The 19,656-nt window shown below is 29.9% G+C and carries 13 protein-coding genes; 2 read left to right on the forward strand and 11 right to left on the reverse strand.

Going from position 1 to position 19,656, the window contains the following annotated elements:
• Positions 1–6: 6 nt before the first annotated feature.
• From J2Z25_RS06925 to murI, 8 genes are all read right to left on the reverse strand, one after another.
• Complete coding sequence (locus J2Z25_RS06925; protein WP_008681471.1) at positions 7–1,782, reverse strand: heme NO-binding domain-containing protein; 1,776 nt, start codon at positions 1,780–1,782, stop codon at positions 7–9.
• Positions 1,783–1,913: 131 nt separating this feature from the next.
• A complete protein-coding gene (locus tag J2Z25_RS06930) occupies positions 1,914–3,320 on the reverse strand; it encodes a peptidoglycan-binding domain-containing protein (RefSeq protein WP_209739308.1) in 1,407 nt (468 codons plus the stop codon).
• A 62-nt stretch (positions 3,321–3,382) separates the two neighbouring features.
• Positions 3,383–7,153, reverse strand: coding sequence for a S8 family serine peptidase (locus J2Z25_RS06935; RefSeq protein WP_209739310.1), 3,771 nt, complete (start codon positions 7,151–7,153; stop codon positions 3,383–3,385).
• A 139-nt stretch (positions 7,154–7,292) separates the two neighbouring features.
• The gene (locus J2Z25_RS06940) at positions 7,293–7,973 is read right to left on the reverse strand and encodes a helix-turn-helix domain-containing protein (RefSeq protein WP_209739312.1); all 681 of its coding nucleotides are present in this window, start codon (positions 7,971–7,973) and stop codon (positions 7,293–7,295) included.
• Positions 7,966–8,343: a DUF3783 domain-containing protein gene (locus J2Z25_RS06945; protein ID WP_008681464.1), complete on the reverse strand. Its 378-nt coding sequence runs from the start codon at positions 8,341–8,343 to the stop codon at positions 7,966–7,968. Before J2Z25_RS06945 ends, J2Z25_RS06940 begins: the two co-directional genes overlap by 8 nt.
• Before the next feature lie 22 nt (positions 8,344–8,365).
• On the reverse strand, positions 8,366–8,890 hold the full coding sequence (locus J2Z25_RS06950; protein ID WP_209739314.1) for a peptidylprolyl isomerase: 525 nt from the start codon (positions 8,888–8,890) through the stop codon (positions 8,366–8,368).
• A gap of 168 nt (positions 8,891–9,058) precedes the next feature.
• Positions 9,059–9,334 (reverse strand): STAS-like domain-containing protein, encoded by a 276-nt coding sequence (locus tag J2Z25_RS06955; protein ID WP_008681462.1) that lies wholly within the window; start codon positions 9,332–9,334, stop codon positions 9,059–9,061.
• Positions 9,335–9,541: 207 nt separating this feature from the next.
• Positions 9,542–10,315, reverse strand: coding sequence for a glutamate racemase (gene murI / locus J2Z25_RS06960; protein ID WP_097033545.1), 774 nt, complete (start codon positions 10,313–10,315; stop codon positions 9,542–9,544).
• Between the two features lie 179 nt (positions 10,316–10,494).
• Here murI and J2Z25_RS06965 point away from each other — a divergent pair, with 179 nt between their 5' ends.
• Positions 10,495–12,246 carry a MutS-related protein gene (locus J2Z25_RS06965; RefSeq protein ID WP_209739317.1) on the forward strand — a complete coding sequence of 584 codons (1,752 nt, stop codon included), beginning with the start codon at positions 10,495–10,497 and terminating at the stop codon, positions 12,244–12,246.
• A 274-nt stretch (positions 12,247–12,520) separates the two neighbouring features.
• Positions 12,521–14,416, forward strand: a complete 1,896-nt coding sequence (locus tag J2Z25_RS06970; RefSeq protein WP_209739320.1) for a type I glutamate--ammonia ligase — start codon at positions 12,521–12,523, stop codon at positions 14,414–14,416.
• Positions 14,417–14,574: 158 nt separating this feature from the next.
• Here J2Z25_RS06970 and J2Z25_RS06975 read toward each other — a convergent pair whose 3' ends face one another.
• From J2Z25_RS06975 to J2Z25_RS06985, 3 genes are all read right to left on the reverse strand, one after another.
• A complete protein-coding gene (locus J2Z25_RS06975; protein WP_008681458.1) occupies positions 14,575–14,865 on the reverse strand; it encodes a hypothetical protein in 291 nt (96 codons plus the stop codon).
• Between the two features lie 323 nt (positions 14,866–15,188).
• On the reverse strand, positions 15,189–18,395 hold the full coding sequence (carB, locus tag J2Z25_RS06980; RefSeq protein ID WP_209739322.1) for a carbamoyl-phosphate synthase (glutamine-hydrolyzing) large subunit: 3,207 nt from the start codon (positions 18,393–18,395) through the stop codon (positions 15,189–15,191).
• 13 nt (positions 18,396–18,408) lie between these two features.
• The gene (locus J2Z25_RS06985; RefSeq protein ID WP_209739324.1) at positions 18,409–19,458 is read right to left on the reverse strand and encodes a carbamoyl phosphate synthase small subunit; all 1,050 of its coding nucleotides are present in this window, start codon (positions 19,456–19,458) and stop codon (positions 18,409–18,411) included.
• Between the last annotated feature and the right edge of the window lie 198 nt (positions 19,459–19,656).

Consider the following 19,656-nt stretch of genomic DNA (forward strand, 5'->3'; position numbering starts at 1 on the left):
CTTGAATTATATATCTATATCATTTGAAAAGTTATCTCCAACATCTTTAACTTTTTGAAGAGTATCTATCATATCTTGAATATTTCTAGTAAACTCTTCTATATCTTGATTAACCTGTTGAGATGATGCTGCATTTTCAGCTGCAATTGAAGCTAATGAATCAATTGTTTTAAACATTTCTTCAACCGACTTAACTTCATTATTTAATTGAATTATTGATTTATTTGTTTCGCTTGAAACAACCTTAATTAATTCATTAGCCTCTAAGCTTGTCCTTCTTACATTTTCTAAATTATCTGTTTCTAGCTCTAATATATTATATTGATTTTCTATACTTGTAACTAATAAATTGATTTCTTCTGCAAAGAATGACAAATTGCTATTTATATCCTTAACAGCTTGTTGTGATTGTTCTGCAAGTTTTCTTACTTCTTCAGCTACAACAGCAAATCCCCTTCCCTGTTCTCCTGCCCTTGCAGCTTCTATTGAAGCATTTAGAGCTAAAAGATTGGTTTGAGATGAAATTCCTGATACTAAAGATACTATGTGAGTAATATCCTCTGCCTTTCTTTGAAGATTTTTACCTTTTTCCTTTACATCCATAAATGATTTTAATGATTCTTTTATGGCTTCACTAGACCTATCCACATTTATATGACTTTGATTGATCTTTTCAACAGATTTATCTAATTCATTTTTATTTCTATCTTCAGAATTTACTAAATCTTTTAAAGCTAAAATATTTTCATTTGTTTGCTTTACAAGGGTTTCTGTACTTAACTCTTGTTGTGTTGCTAATTCTGAAACTTGTTCTGAATAGCTAGCTATTTCCTCTGTAGTTTTTCTCATTTTTTCTGTTGTATTATACATTGCTTGAGTAAATGTAGCCAGCTCATTAACTACAAGATTAGCTGATGTTGAATCTTTCCCAATATTATCTTTTAATTTTGATATTCCCTTATATATTTTTTCAAGCTTATCATTTGTAGTTATACTTTTATCTATAGCATCAAAATTATTATTTTCTATATTTTCTATTATGTCATTTAAAGGCTTTATTGTCATATAAGATACAAATACCGATATAATTCCAGATATAACTCCAATAATTAATCCCTTTGGTAATCCTGCAATTAGGATACTAATAAAAGTAATAACTACAAATATAGGAACTGCCATCTTTAACTCTAAACTCTTTAATCCTATACTTGATAAGCTATTACTAAATTTATATCTCTTACTACGTTGGATAGTATTTTCAAATTTAATATGTACTTTTAATTCACCTTTTTTCCTTTCTACTTCTTTAATTTCTATATTCTCACCAAAATATTTAGCACTTCCATTTAACAGGCCTAAAAAATAATCAAATAGCTCTCTATCTGATCTGTATGTAAAATATATGCTATTACTTGATATTGGTTCTAAATGCATCTTAGGTGGTCTAGCCCCTCTTATCTTTTTCATTATTATTGAATGTATAAAGTTAAGTGAATCTAAAAATTTATATAAATTTACTCTTTTAAAGAATACAGGATAATCTTCTGAGAATTTCTGTAGATTATTTTCTCCAATAACTTGCCATAACCCATTTACTGAAGTACCTACATTATCTGCTATTGTCTGTATTAAACTGAATATTTGTGTGTCATTTACATCTTCTAAAGGTGTAAATACTATGTTCTCTGACCAATTTACCGATTTTAAACTTTTATTTATAACTTCATTGCCATATAAATCTCTACATGTTCTTAGCCACGTAGAAACAACTGTACCTTTCATAACTGTCCCCCCTTAAATTAAATATGCATACTTAATATGCAATTTTGAAAACTTTATATATTTAAATTCATTATATAACTATTTTTATAAAAAAAATAGATGAATTGGAAATATTCCAATTCATCACCTTATTACACCATATCATCCATATAATCAAATTTAGGAATTGTAGGATCATAATAGTTATCAAAAGACCTTGGAGGAACAAATATTCTTTGAACAGACCTTGCACTTCCCCTTAACTCTGCTATTCTTGTTACTCCTACATAGACATCTGATATTTTATACCAAGTTGCATAATCAACTACACCTGTTTTAGGTAAATTGAAAACTCCTTGGAAAACCCTAACTGCTTCTGCTGTGTTAGCTCCATATATACCATCCTGAGCAACCTTAGGAATTAGAGGATAATTTTGGGATATCCTATTTAAAAATTCTTGTATAGTTCTAACTTCCTGTCCTGATGATCCTATTACTAAATCATATCCTGGATACGACTTTGGTACACCCTTTACTTGATCTGCAGTAACTAATTCAATATCACTTCCATAAAAGTTTGTTAGTATTTCAAACGGAGTCTTACCTTGATCTCCTAAATACTTACTTCCCCACTGTGTCATCCAACCTGGACAAGATACATTTTTACCATCACAATATTGGGTTAATAGTGGTTGCTTTCTTCCTACTCTTCTTACATAAGTTGCAAATATATCATCTACTACTTCACTAATACTTTCAAATATATTTCTTCCATAAGTAAATGCATGATCATATGCTGTTGAATTTGTTATATCAAAATTCTTTCCCTTACCTCTATACCACTCTGTATATATTCTATTTAAAGTAAATGAAACTATAGCATAAATATTTGAACGTATTGTATTTTCTGACCAAGTTGAATATATCTCACATGATGCAACATTCTTTATATAGTCTTTATAAGGAACCCTGTAATTGGGTGCTGATGTATTATTTGGACCTCCAGCATGAACAACTATAAATTCAGGTACTACTGGTTTTTGCAAAACAACCCCACTTGTTGGAGGTGGCAGTGGTTTTTCCTCTTCTTCAGGAATTTTTTCTGGATAATTTCCATTTAAAACATTTGGTCCAATATTTATGGTTTCTACTACACTTCCTCCTGGAGCAGTAGGTGATACATTGGATGTATTCGGCGGAACATTTATAGTTTCGTTTCTGTATGATCTATTTAAGGATTCAATAAGATAGCATGGTTGTATAGCTAACTCATCAGGGAATATTTGACATCTGTTTATTACTATACTTTGAAATCCTTCTCTTTCCACCCTTAAATCATACATACTATAAGGAACTTGTCCTGTTGGTTGTTGAGAGTATTCTAACGGAGGTGCATCTAATTCTATTATTTCAGATTCTCCCATAGAATTTGTAGATAGGACTATTTCTTTTGTTTCTGGGCCACCAACTGATGGCCTTATAACTATCCTCGTATTTTCAACAGGTATATAACTTTCGTTAACAAAGCTTTGTACCTTTAATCTACCTTTTTGAGCCATATAATTCTCCTCTAATATTTTTCCTTTAATCAATATATGCCTCTAATGAGTATTTTGTTCTTTTATATATCTGTTGGCTTGCTTACAAATAGATTACCTACACTATACTCTTCATTATCTCTCGTTTGGCTAACACCACCAGTTAAATTTTCCCTTATAGAATCAAATACACCCTTCATATCTATTGCTCCATACCCCCATTGCTCATTTGGATATATATCCCCTACTCTCATATTTGTTCCTCTTATCAAATAAGTTCTAATTTCTGTTGCATATAAATTAGGATCATTTCCATCTACAGCTCCCCATTGCATTATTAATGCACAACACCCTGCTGTAATAGCTGTTGCAACGGATGAACCACTTACTACTCTAGTTCCCCCTCCCGGCATTGTAACTATTGCGTTTATACCACCTGCTGCTATATCTGGTTTTACTCTTCCATCTCTTGTAAATCCTCTTCCTGATTGACCTACAGTTGCATTATTATTTTGGTTATAAAAAGCAGCTACTATCGCGCCTCTTGATGTTCCCGGAATTGTTAATGTTGTATATTGACTTGGACTTAAAAATTTTGTATCCGGATCTAGCAAGCTTCTTTGAGGTAACCAACTCCAGTACCTCCCATCAACTATATAATCTCCATATAATCTAAATTGCCATATACCTTCTCTAAGCCCTCTTGCCTCAATACTTATTATTTCATCTCCTGTAACAGGATCAGGATAAATATATGAAATCCTCATTCTTGTACCTTCATAAATAAATTGTACATTCTCTACCCTGCTTAATCTAACTGGTATTTTTTCAACTACTTCACCAGATGGAGACACTACTCCTATTGAAACTTTATCTGGCTGCTGAATATATATTTGAAAGTTTAAATCCTTTTGACCTTTTCCCATTCTAATCTCTATATTTTTTATTTGACCAGGCTTATCAAATTTACCTTCTGTATGAGTATCTGTATCCCCCTCATTTCCAGTACCTGTCACACATGCAAGTGCAAGTTGACTAGTTGTATTTGTGATTATTGTTTCAACAGCATTAGTTCCATCATGAGCCCCTGTATTACTTCCAAGAGCAACGCATATAACCATAGGTCTCTTTAAATCGCTTGCTAATCTAGATAAATATCTTATAGCTAGTAACACCTCAACAGTTGCATATCTTCCTGTTCCTGGAGTACTTACTCCAGCATAATCTAATATTACACTAGGTGCCTGCTTTAACTTAACTATTGCAAAATCACAATCTGGAGCTGCTCCCATAACTTCAGGATTTATCCCTCTAGCTCCAACTAAACTAGCTACCATGGTTCCATGCCCTATATCATCTTTCGTTTTAACTATAGCATACGGATCTTCACCACGTTTATTTGCTTGTATTGCTTCATTAATTTGATCACTATTATATTCAATCCCTAGTCTAGCTTCATAAACCTCATTCTCACCATCTAAGCTCTGATCCCATATCCTTACTATTCTTGTGGTTTCATCTTCTCTCATAAATTCATTATTTAAATAATCTATGCCAGTATCGACTATACCTACTATAACTCCTCTTCCACTTAATTGTAGAAAGGGATTATTATGAAATAAAGGGGCTCCACTAGCTTCTACAGGTGAAGATTGCTGTAATGTGTAGATTACTGGTACCTCTATAGAAACTATATCCTTAACATATGGTTCTACCTCTAAAACTCTATTAAAAGGTATATAAACAATAGCAAAATTAAGATCTAATGCGACAACCGATGCACCGGGTATATTGTTTATCTTTAACAACTCATCTCTTGATGTATATTCAACTATAAAACCTACCACTTCGCTATAATCTTTATAGTTTTGAAACGTTTCTCTTTCAAAGTCCTTATATATACTTGGCTGCCTATAACTATTACTTTTTATATCCACTTCCTTCTCCTCCAAAATTTCATTAATTGAATTTTTACTTCTAACATATTCATTACTACTATTTATTTCATTATCCATAGTTTCTATATTTTTTAGATTTTCGTAAGTATCATCATTATTATCACTATCTAAATTTTCGTTAATATTATTTTCTCCATCATCTCTATATGCTTTACTACTTCTAGATCCTATAAACCCAATATTATTTATTATAGTTTCTATAGCAGAACTTAAGCATACCTGACCATATCCCCAACTCGGATCTGGATATACTACATCTGTTCTAGGCCTCTTAGCCGAAACTACTAAATAATATTTCAGCCTCTCACCAAATAAATATGGATCATTTCTTTTTAAGATTCCCCATTCCATCATCAACGCTGCAATTCCAGTTACATGCGGAGTCGCCATGGACGTACCGCTCTTAGTATCAAATGACCTATTGGGAGTTGGTGCTGAAATACCTTCTCCTGGGGCTACTAAATCTGGCCTTATTGCCTCAAATATTGCTGGTCTTCCTCTTCCACTGAAAGAGGATATATTATTTGTAACATAATTATAGCTTCCAACCGCAATTATATTACTTACTGTTGCAGGAATTCCAAGTGTATTTAATACAGTTGGTTGTAAAAACTTTGTATTAACATTTAATCCTTCAGATATTGGCAACCACATGTCAAATATGCCTGTATATTCATTTTGTAATGATAACCTAATTTCCCACTGCCCTGCTGATATATATTGACTATTTGTTAGTAATGCAATTGATATTTCTCCTATTAAATCAAAGGGTTTAGGTCCAGTATAATAAACTTGATATCTATCCCTTCCTATTATTCCTTCAGTGTATCCCTCTCTTATTATTATCTCTCCGCTTGTTGCTGCAGTAGGGCTTGTTATTCTTATAGATATGTTAGATAAAACAGACTTATATAAATTTAATATTACAGCTGGTTCATCCTCAGCTACATTTATAGATATTCTTTTTTCCCCTGTTAAATCTCCACCAACATGATGAGCTGCATCCCCCTCATTTCCAGCAGCAATAGCAATTGTAATCCTTTCTAGTGTCGATATAGTTGATATATATTGCTCTAAAAGACTTGTTCCATTATGAGCTCCATCATTAGTACTTAAACTTATATTAACTACTAATGGCTTATTCAATTCCTTTCCCCTATCGACAAGAAACTTTAGCCCTCTCATTATATTAGTACTAAGTGCAAATTGCCCTCTAGTAGATTTAACCATTGCAATCGAACTTTTAGGAGCCACTCCATAAAATGCTGGATTTATATTTCCTCCAGCACAAGCAATCCCAGCTACATGAGTTCCATGTTCTGCATTATCATAGGAAGGAACTACAGAAAATGGATCTGTATTTTGAAGAGCAGTATTTATAATCTCTCTATTATATATCTTTCCATTATCACTTAAATCATATATATAATCGATTCTTGTTGTTCCATCTTCATTTCTAAATGCTGGATGAGTATAATCTATACCCGTATCTATAAATCCAACTAAAATACCCTCACCCTGAATACCAAAACTTTCTCTAGCTGTATTTACACAAGCCGCTCTATTACTTTGGGAGTCTGTAGTATATAAGCTTTTAGGTAATTCTATATATTGTATCGAACTGACATTTGCTAATCTCCATAAATTATCAACAGGTATATTAACTATTCCAAATCCAAAACCTAAATCCTCATATCTTCCACCTAAGTCCTCTACAATTTTAGTTATATTCTCAGGGCTATCTCCAGATATTATAGTTACTTCTATTGTCCCTCCATCCGAAAAACTAGTACCATGACTTATTCCTAATTTACTCAATATATTCTTTGGTACATTTTGTATAAGTCCTAATCCCGCATCCACCTTATTTGGATTTATGTTTTCTATAGTTCTCACCTCTCAATGTTGTTTATATCAATATATGTACTTTTTTTGTAAAGTGGGAACCTAAATTATAATTTGTTTTATATATTCATAAGTTTTCTTTATAAAAAAAAGTTGTTTTGAATTTATTAAATCCAAAACAACTTTCCGTTTATAATTTTATTTCTATTCTATCTAATTTAGCTAATACAGAAATCTCGTTAAGATTCATAGTTTCAGTTAATAGGTTTCCTGCATTACTAACTAATAAGACTTTAGAGTTTCCTAAATTCTTTATTTGTCTTATTGCTCTTCTTCCTTTATATTCAACCAAAAATATTCCATTATTGCTTACTTCCTTTACTAAAGTAGCAAATGCTAAATCTCCTTTTAACATTCTAAATCCAGACATCTCATCATCTTGAATTTCTAAGTATAGAACCTTATCCTGAGAGTATCCCTCAACCTTATTTGAATGTATAGGTAATTCTTTAAAGCCCTTATTATTTTTTAATGAATAATCGAGAATAGGAACATTCTTTAACACAGATGAAAAAGCATTAGTCCAAACTTCATTCTTTTCTATATTTCCTTTAGATAACTTATTTTTTACATCACTCATAGCCTTTCTTTCTTCAATTAAAGCTTCATCAGTAACAACCATACTAACATCATTAAAATCAGCATTTAATATTTTTGATGCCTTGTCAATTAAAGATTCTTGAGCTACTCTTCTTCCCATTTCAATTTCATTTATAAACTTCTCTGCTACACCTAACTTTTTAGCTAATAACTTTTGACTCATTCCACTCTTAAGTCTAGCCTCTTTTATTTTTTCCCCAACTCTACTCACTTTGAGATCTTCCCTTCTGTTGTTTTAAGTACCATTCTCTTTCTTCAATTAAATGCTCCACTAAATAATTGAATTTCCACTCCATAGAAATTGGAGTTACTGTTGCTAATATTCCACCTTTGAACTTTTGTCTAATACTTCTTATAGTTTCTTTTAGCTCTTCATCAGAAAAATTATTAAAAAGAATAACAGATTCTCTTCGCGGATTTGAATTAAATGTCTCGAACTTTAACCCATTTAGTATATCCTTAACAGTCATTTCAACCATTTCTGATGATATTTCTAAAAGCTTAATTCCTTCTTCTTTTAAAATATTTAACTCTCTTTCTGGAACATTATAAACTAAAATACACTTATTGTTATCAAGCATATAACCCCTCCTAACCCCTCTATTAATCTTCTATGATTTCTGGCGCATCATAAGTTACACCAAAGGTATCTACTGTCATTTTTAATATCTTTTGATCTTCATAAGGCTTATCACTATAATCTCTCTTTGAGTTTACTATCTTGTCTACAACTTCCATTCCTTCAACAACTTTTCCAAATGATGCATATTGTCCATCTAAATGAGGAGAATCTGCAACCATTATAAAGAATTGGCTTCCTGCAGAATCAGGTATCATAGTTCTTGCCATTGAAAGAACTCCTCTTGAATGTTTTAAATCATTTTTAAAGCCGTTTCTAGAAAATTCTCCTTTAATGCTATATCCAGGTCCACCTATACCTGTTCCTTCTGGGCATCCCCCTTGAATCATAAAACCTGGTATTACTCTATGAAATATAATACCATCATAGAAACCTCTATTTATTAAATCTATAAAATTTCTTACTGTATTTGGTGCTATTTCTGGGTATAACTCAGCTTTTATAACACCTCCATCTTCCATATTTATAGTTACTATTGGATTTTGCATAATAAATCTCCTTTCAAATTAAATCTTTTATTATTATTGTCATATTTGAATCTATAAATTCAAATTTATAATATATATCCATTATAATTTAAGTCTGGAATTATATATTTTTTCTTCTTATGGTAATTATATATTATTTAATAAAAAAAGCATAGATTTCTCTATGCTTTATTGAAAAGTAGTTCCTAGTACCACTCTAGAATAATCAGTATAATTTGATAAATTTTTAACACAAACTTGCTTAAAAATAAATTCTCTTCCAAATTTATTTATTAAATCTCCAAGTAAAACATTTAAGAAAGTAGTTGGAATTCTCTCAAAGCCTTCAAAGTCAAGGGATACTCCAATATTTATACTATTTCTAATAATTTCTCTTAGTAAAATTGCATCTTCTATAGTTATATCTTCACCTAATACGTCTTTTATTTTTATTTCAGTTTCCATAAACTACCTCCACAACTTCGTAATTGATTAAATTTTCTGAAAATTCTCTTTACTATAATATATCAATTTTTAGAAATTTTGTCAACGTTTTAACAAATTTTTTTTAAAATATTAGACTTATAGAATAAAACTATAAGCCTAACTTTTTTATCTTTAATAATTTATATTTTAATTATAATCATAATTCAATTGCTTCAAAGACTTCATCTATTTATTCAACAATCTATAGCTCAAATCTATAACTTCATTTTTATTTGAAGAGTTAATTATTTCAATAGTTCCATTTTCCCTTGATTCAGTTAATAAATTCTTCTCGCTCAACCTTCTTCTTAACTCTTTTGCTGTTCCTAGTCCTCCATCTATTATAGTAATATCCTTTCCTATAATTTTAACTAAAGTATCCTTTATAAACGGATAATGTGTACATCCTAATACTATAGAAGCGATTTTACCACCATTGTATGTATTCACTTTTTCAAACAAGTATTCCTCAACTTCCTTCCCATCAAGCTTACCAGACTCAATAAACTCTACAAGCCCAGGGCATGGTACAGGAATTATTGATGCTCTATCCTTATATCTATTCATCAACCTATTAAATTTTTCTTCCTTCAGTGTCATTGATGTTGCCATAATTAATATATTTCCGTCTTTGTTAAGCTCAACTGCTGGCTTTAATGCAGGTTCTATACCTACTAAAGGCAAATCCGGATATATTTTTCTAAGATCTGCAACAGCTGCACTAGTTGCTGTATTACAAGCAATAGCTATACCCTTAACCCCTTTATTTAATAGGAATTCTACAGCCTTAAATGTCAAATCTCTAACCTCTTCAACGCTCTTTACTCCATAAGGTGCATTTTTAGAATCTCCAAAATATATATAGTTCTCATTCGGCATTACTTGTATTGCTTCCTTCATTACACTTAATCCGCCTACTCCTGAATCAAAAAAACCTATTGGCCTATTCTTATTGTCCACCTAATCTCACTCCATTTTCTTTAATTCTATATTTTATTTTATACCTTTATTTAATATAAATCTACAAATTTATAATGTTATTTAACTTCAATAAACTTTTAAGACAATCCATAAATACTATTTTTCCCATTAATGTTATATTATAATAAATTATATGATTAATTAATAGAGGTGGTTTTTTGAAAAGAAAGTTATTAATTTATAAATATCTTACATGCGTTTTTGCAGCTTTATCTATAGCTACTATTTATTTTACATTTAAATTAGGCCCACAATTAGGAGGTAGAATATATCAAATAGGAATTTTTCTCTTTATTATATTTATTGTTATTTCTTCTAACCTTTTTGATAAGTCAAGAAAATTTAATGAAATACTTTACTTAATCTCATCTTGGCCAAATGCATATGATTCTAAATTTGACTTTAATAAGATACATAAATTTTATTATGAATATGGTCCTAAATCTTTAAATGAAAATACCTTTCATGATATAGATGATCAAACTGCTCATGATCTAAATGTTGATGAGGTTTTTAAAAAGATAAGCAATTGTTCATCAACTCCAGGCGAGCAAATGCTGTATTATATTTTAAGAACACCAAAAACTAATAGTGCTGAATTAATAGAAAGAAATAAAATAATAGAAAAATTTAAGAATGATGAAAATCTAAGAAGTACAATACAACAGATATTTTCTAACTTAGGAAAACAAAGAAAAGGTGAGATATTTAATTTATTTAATACAGAAACAGTTGTAAATAAATCAAAGGTATTATTATACAATCTAATAGCTTTAAGCTCAGTTGTAGCATTAGTTTGGTTTATTATTGATGGCGCTGATAAAATTCCAACTTTTATAGGAATTTTTGCCATATACATGTTCATTTCACTGCGAACAGCATCTGAAATAGAATATGAACTTACTTCACTTCAATATTTAGGTGACTTTATTAGAGCTTCTAAGGAACTATCTAAAATTGACGATCCTACTTTAAAGGATGAAATAGACAAAATAAAAGAAAGAGTAGATCTATTTTCTAAAATAGATAAAAAAACATTATTTATCTATTCTCAAGGAGCTTTAGATATATTTATAGAAACAATAAATGCTTTATTTTTAACTAGAATACGATCTTACTACTCTATAATCAATATTATCAAGAAAAATAGACAAGAGTTAATAGAACTCTATGCATTAGTTGGTAAAATAGAAGCTTATATCTCTGTATCTTCTTATAGAACTAAATTAAAAAATTATAGTTTACCTAACTTTACTGATAATAAAAATAATTTATTTAAAATAGAAAATGCTTGTCATCCATTATTAGAGGATGGTATTCCTAACAGTATAAATTTAAATAATAAGGGAGTTATTTTAACAGGTTCAAACATGTCTGGTAAATCTACATTTATGAGAACTCTAGCTTTAAATATGCTATTAGCTCAATCTATTTATACATGTTTATGTGATGATTATAATGCTTCCTTCTTTAGGGTTATGTCTTCTCTTAGTATTTCAGATGATGTTTTATCTGGTACTAGCTATTATTTGGAGGAATGTAATGCTGTTCTTAGGATTTTAAATTCATTAGACGAAGAGGTACCAGCATTTTGCATAATTGATGAAATATTTAAAGGAACAAACCCAATTGAAAGAATAGCTACCTCTAAGCAGATTTTAAAATATATTATGAGTAGGAATGCACTTTCAATTGTTGCAACACACGATTTAGAATTAGCCGAAACTTGTAATGATAAATATTTAAAATATTATTTTTGTGAAGATGTTGATGAAAATGAAGGTTTAATTTTTGATTTTAAATTAAAAGAGGGCATTTGTAATACAGGAAATGCCATAAAACTATTATCCTATTTAGGCTATCCTAATGAGATAATAAATGATTCAATTAAAGATATTTCTTCTAAATAAAAATATAAGTATGTAGGTTTGTTTTTTATAACTTCACTTGAAGTCAAACAGACCTGCATATTTTTATTTAATAATTTAAAAATTCTATATACATCTAATATTATTTTCACATTATTTTGTTAAATTAATTATTGACATCATACCATGTATATAATAGAATTGCTTTATAATTAAAGAATTTTACGAATATTATGACGTCTAGACCAGTTAAATATTCGATTTAAAGCAGAAAGGAAGTGACTTTTCCTTGTTATATTTCGGCAAGGAAGATTTTATGAAAGATTTAATTTTTACAATACCAAAATCAAAGCATAATAAAGAAGACTTATTTAGAATCTTTAAAGACCATCCTGAAATAAAATTTGTATCTATTGTTGGAATAGATTTATCAGGTAATGATACTGACGAAAAAATTCCATCAAGATTATTTTTAGATGATATTGACTCATTTTTAAATGGAGTTGCTATTCAAACAGACGGTTCTTCAGTTGTACTTCCTGGGATTGCAACATTAAATGACGCAAAAGTTGATATGATTGCAGATCTTAATGCTAATTGGTTTGTTGACTATAATTACGATCATATTGATCCATTTACTAACAAACCTATTGGTACTCTTAGAATTCCTTCATTCCTAATTCATAATAATAAATCAGTATGTTCAAGAAACATTCTTACTTCAGCAATAAATACATTTAAATCAACTCTTTTAGATATCTTTAAAAATAAACCTAAAACTTTAAAACCATTTGGAATTGAATATGATGATATAAATGAAATTGTAATAACTTCAGCTTCCGAACTAGAATTTTGGGTTAAAACTCCAAATGAACAAGCTCATATAGAAGAATTGTCTACATCTCAAGTATTACAAGAGCAATATTGGACAAGAACTAAAGGTGCTGTTAGAACTGCATTAGAAGAAACTTTACTTCTTATGGAATCATATGGATTTGAACCTGAAATGGGACATAAAGAAGTTGGTGGAGTAAAGTCAAAGCTTGACTCTAATGGACAATTCAATCATATAATGGAACAACTCGAAATAGACTGGAAATACGCTGATGCTATTCAAGCTGCTGATAATGAAATCTTCGTAAAAATATTAACTCAAGAAACATTCAGAAGACATGGCCTAGATGTTACGTTTAAGGCAAAGCCAATAGATGACGTTGCTGGTTCTGGAATGCATATACACTTAGGTGTTAGTTTAAAATTAAAAGACGGAAAAAGAATAAACTTATTCCACGCGACTAAAGAAGATTTCATAAGCTGCATAGGATACGGAGCAATAATGGGCGTATTAAAAAATTATGAAATTATGAATCCATTTATATCTTCGACTAGTGGTGCATTTAAAAGATTAAAACCTGGCTTTGAGGCACCTATATGTATAGTTACATCACTTGGAGTATCTCCTGATAATCCATCAAGAAATAGAACTATATTAATAGGTTTAATAAGAGACTTAACAAATCCATTAGCAACAAGATTTGAGCTTAGATCGCCTAACCCTCATACAAATATATATCTAGCTCTTTCTGTTTCATATATGGCAATGCTTGATGGAATAATTTATGCTCTTGAAAATGATAAAACTGAAGAAGAACTTTTGGCAGAGTTATCAAAGAAACCTGGTGATGATGCATCTTATTTAGAAAAATCTAGAGCTTATAGAAGTGAAGAAGACGTATTTGAATTCTATACAGATAATGAAAGAATCGAATACTTTGGTAAAGCACCTGCTACTGTATATGAAAACTTAATTCAATTAGATACGTATTCAGATAAACTAAATATATTAAAAAGAAATGATGTATTTAGTGATAAATTAATAAATAGCTTTAAACTCGCTACAATTCAAAGATGGACTACAGATATTGTTCATAGAGTTATATTAAATCATGCTGCTGAAGTTAGATCATTTAAAAAACTTCACTCTGAGAACGCATTAGATTTAGATATATCAAATTGGATGACTATAGACAACTTAAGACATTATATAATGAAAGATACTTATACAACCAAAAGCTTATTCACTCGTATAAAGTTAGCTTTATCTAATGAAGATTATGCTCTAGCATCTGATCTATCACTTGAATTAGAAGATAAAATGAGTGAATTAAGAAATCTTTACGCTAACTATACAAAGAATTTATTAGATATATAAATTTATATAGAAACATTGTTAAAAAAGTTAAGCTAATAAGCTTAGCTTTTTTATTTTATCAACAGATAACTGTACAATTTTAAATTTAATAAAATTTAGAGAAAAGTTTTCTCTCTATGAGTGTCCCCCTGCATTACTTTTTATCTTAACTAATATTTTTATATCCATGCAGGAATATGAATTTTTTCATTATCCATAAAAGATATATTATTATCTAAAACACTTTTTATAGCACTCTTTTTTCTATTTAATGAATTATTATTTATAAAATCTTCAGCTTCCTTCATACTGTTAGCTTTAAATATAAAAGTCCATCCATTTTTATCGTATTTACCTGTACACATTAAATACTTTTCTTTTTCATTCTCTATATGCTGTCTATCTATTATTAAGCTTTTAAATTCACCTATTGTTTTATAATTTAACTTTACAAAAATATCATTATTCATATTACCCTCCAACCAAACATAAGTTCTATATTTATATTATACGAACATACGTTTTATGTCAATACTTGTATATAATTTTTACATAATAATTATAAAAATATTTTTTTATTGTAGAAATCTATTTCTTATTGTCAAAATTTATATAAATCTTTATATAATATAAAATATTTTTATTATGTAACCATACATTCTTTATATACTATGTTGATCTATATTAGAATATAACCATATAAATTTAAAAACTAAACTTTCTACAAATAAAAAATAAATGAAGATTTTCTGAATCACAATCTCCAGAAAATCTTCATTTATTTTTTTCATTATTATTCTGCTATATCAAAAACCTCTAAATTTCTATTCTCTACCCCAAAGGCCTTAACCTCAGCTATAGCTCTCAATGTATCTAAAGCTGTTATAACACCTATATTTCTTTCTACTGCTGCTCTTCTTATAATAAATCCATCTCTTTTAGAATCATTCCCCTTAGTTGGAGTATTAACTACTAAGTCTACTTCTTTATTTTTTACTACATCTAATATATTTGGTGCATCTTCATGTAATTTTCTTACTACTTCTACTTCAATATTAGCTTCTCTTAAAAGATTAGCTGTACCTTCTGTTGCAACAAACTTATATCCAACTTCAGCTAACATTTTTGCTATAGGTAGGAATTCCTTTTTATCATGCTTATTTATAGTTGCTAATATCTTTCCTTTTTTATTTGAAGGATACATACTTCCCGCAACAAAACCTTTATATAAAGCTTCCTTTATATTTCTTCCTACACCTAAAACTTCTCCAGTTGATTTCATTTCTGGTCCTAATGATACTTCAACCTTAGGTAATTTTTGTGTTGAGAATACGGGTACCTTTACAGATACTAATTCTGGCTCTTTATATATATCAACTCCATAGCCTAAATCTCTTAACTTATGTCCAATCATTACTTTAGTAGCTAAGTCTACTATTGGAACCTTACTTACCTTACTTATATATGGTACAGTTCTTGATGCTCTAGGATTAACCTCTATAATATACAGCTCTCCTTCAAATTCTATGAACTGAATATTTATCATTCCATTAATTCCAATTGCTAATGCTAATTTCTTAGTATAATCTAAAACTTTATCTTTTATATCAGAGCTTATATTTTGGCTTGGATACATAGTTACTGAATCTCCAGAGTGAACTCCAGCTCTTTCTAAATGTTCCATTACTCCTGGAATTAATATTTCTTCTCCATCTGATATTGCATCTACTTCTATTTCTCTACCCATTAAATACTTATCTACTAGTATAGGATTTTTCTTATCCTTATCAAATGCATTCTTTAAATAATATTTTAACTCCTCTTCGTCATGAGTAATTTCCATTCCTTGACCACCTAGAACATATGAAGGCCTTACCAATACTGGGAAACCCAATCTTCTAGCTTCTTCTAAGCCTTCTTCCACATTCCAAACACCTTTGCCTTTTGGTCTATCAATTCCTAGTCTTTCTAATAGGTCATCAAACTTTTCTCTATCTTCAGCCATATCTATTTGATCAGCTGTAGTTCCTAAAGTCTTAATTCCCTTCTCTTTTAAGAAGTTAGCAAGTTTAATAGCTGTTTGACCACCGAATTGTAGTATAACTCCATCTGGGTTTTCCTTATCGATTATATTTAATACATCTTCTTCTGTTAATGGCTCAAAATATAACTTATCTGATATATTAAAATCTGTACTTACTGTTTCTGGATTATTATTTACTATTATAGTCTCAATTCCCATTTTCTTTAATGATTTTACGCAGTGTACTGAAGCATAATCAAATTCTATTCCTTGACCTATTCTTATTGGCCCTGAACCTATAACTATTACTTTCTTTCTATCTGATACTTCTACTTCATCATATTGCTCATAAGTTGAGTAGTAATATGGTGATAAGGCTTCAAATTCTCCTCCACAAGTATCAACCATCTTATATGCTGGCTTGATATTCCATATCGTTCTTAACTTATAAACATCCTCTGGACTAACTTTAAGCATATCTGCTATAGCCTTGTCTGAGAATCCCTTTTTCTTTAAGTTTAATAACCATTCTTTATCTAAATCTTCTATCTTGCTTAATTTTAATCTAGTTTCTTCTTCAACTATCCATTTGAACTTTTCTAAGAAGAATATATCTATCCCAGTAATCTTAGCGATACTTTCTATTCTATAATCTCTTCTTATCATTTCAGCTAAAGCAAATAATCTTTCATCATCTGGCTTAACTACGATTGATTTCAACTCTTGAATGCTTAATTCTTTAAATTTAGGATGATCTAAAGAGTATTTTCCTATTTCTAAGCTTCGTATTCCTTTTAAAAGTGCTGCCTCTAAGTTAGCACCTATTGCCATTATTTCTCCAGTTGCCATCATCTTTGTTCCTAAAGCTCTATCTGCTGCATAAAACTTATCAAATGGCCATTTTGGAATTTTAACTACAACGTAATCTAAAGTTGGCTCGAAGCAAGCATAAGTTTTTTGAGTTACTGCATTTTTAATTTCATCTAATCCATATCCTAATGCTATCTTTGCTGCAAGCTTTGCTATTGGGTATCCTGTTGCCTTAGATGCTAATGCAGATGATCTTGAAACCCTTGGATTGATTTCTATTACTGCATATTCAAAGGAATTTGGATTTAATGCAAATTGTACATTACACCCTCCTTCTATTCCTACAGCATTTATAATATTTATTGCTGAAGTTCTAAGCATTTGATATTCTTTATCAGATAAAGTTTGTGATGGTGCAACAACTATACTATCTCCTGTATGAATACCAACTGGATCTATGTTTTCCATGTTACATACAGTTATACAGTTTCCATAAGAGTCTCTCATTACTTCGTACTCTATTTCCTTCCAACCTTTAACTGACTTTTCTAAAAGAACTTGACCAATTGTACTTAGTTGTAATCCTGAGGCTAATATTTCTCTAAGCTCTGCTTCATTTTCAGCAATTCCGCCGCCAGTTCCCCCTAGTGTGTAAGCAGGTCTAACTATTACTGGATATCCAATATTAGTAGCATAAGCAACCCCTGCTTCTATCTCAGTTATAATTTCACTTTGTATAACTGGTTCATTAATTCTATTCATCATATTTCTGAAAAGCTCTCTATCTTCACCTTCCTTAATAGATTGAATAGATGTACCAATTACTTTTACATTATATTTATCTAAAACTCCTGCTTCATATAAATCTACAGCAAGGTTAAGTCCTGTTTGACCACCCATTCCTGTAAGTAAACTATCTGGTCTTTCCTTATCTATAACTTTTTCTAAAAACTCTACTGTTAGTGGCTCTATATATATTTTATCAGCAACTTCTGAATCAGTCATAATAGTTGCTGGATTTGAATTAACTAAAACTACTTCTATTCCTTCTTCTTTTAAAGCTTGGCATGCTTGAGTTCCTGAATAATCAAATTCAGCTGCTTGTCCTATTACTATTGGGCCTGATCCTATTACTAAAACTTTTTTAATATCTTTATTTAATGGCATATCCTAAATCCTCCTATAGTGCATATTTTATAAACTTATCAAATATATATTCGCTATCTTTTGGTCCTGCTGCTGCTTCTGGATGGAATTGAACTGAGAATATTGGAAGGCTCGTATGCTTCATTCCCTCAATAGTTCCATCATTTATATTGATATGTGTTGCTACAACATCATTTGGTAAAGTTTCAACCACATATCCATGGTTTTGTGATGTAATATGAACTTTATTTTCTTCTAAGTCCTTAACTGGATGGTTGCATCCTCTATGTCCAAATTTTAATTTAGTAGTTTTTCCCCCTAAAGTTAATGCTAAAAGCTGATGCCCTAAACATATACCTACTATAGGCTTCTTTCCTACTAACTCCTTTATATTTTCTATTACATCTACTAGATCCTCTGGGTCTCCAGGTCCATTTGATAAGAACACTAAGTCTGGATTTACTTCTAAAACTTCTTCTGCAGTTGCATTCATTGGGAATACAGTTAACTTGCATCCTCTATTTTTAAAATTTCTTATTATATTTTCCTTTATTCCAAAGTCAATTATTGCTACATGCTTTCCTTTGCCTTCTATTGAATACTTTTCCTTAGTACTAACTATGCTAACGGCTTCTTTATTTGAAAAAGAACTTATCCTTTCCTTAACATCCTCTAATGTAACTTCTTCTAAAGAAATCATTCCTTTCATAGTTCCATAATTTCTTAAGACTTTTGTTAAAGCTCTAGTATCTATGCCTTCTAATCCAATTATCTTATTTTGTTTTAAATAATTTTCAAGATCCATTTCACATCTAAAGTTATTTGGGAAGTTACACTTTTCTCTAACTATAAATCCCTTAACCTTAGATGATTTTGATTCCATATCTTCTAAATTGATTCCATAGTTACCTATAAGAGGATATGTCATTGTAACTATTTGCCCATAATATGATGGGTCTGTTAAAACCTCTTGATAACCTGTCATTCCTGTAGTAAATACTACTTCTCCTATACTGTCTTTTAAATATCCAAAAGCCTTTCCTTCAAAAATCATACCATTCTCTAATATTAGCTTTGCTTTCATATTTAGCCCTCCTTAAATTTAAAAATATGTTTAGCTAAAAATACACTTTATAAAAGCTCTACTTATCTAAAAAATAAAAGGATAATAAGAAGACAACAAATTATAGTTCTCTTCCTACTATCCTTATATATTTAATATCAGTATTAGAAAATGCCCTTACTGACATAGCTATGCAATTATTTTGTGAATATAAATATA

Origin of the sequence: Clostridium tertium, assembly GCF_017873245.1 — a bacterium.
Lineage (GTDB): Bacteria > Bacillota > Clostridia > Clostridiales > Clostridiaceae > Clostridium > Clostridium tertium.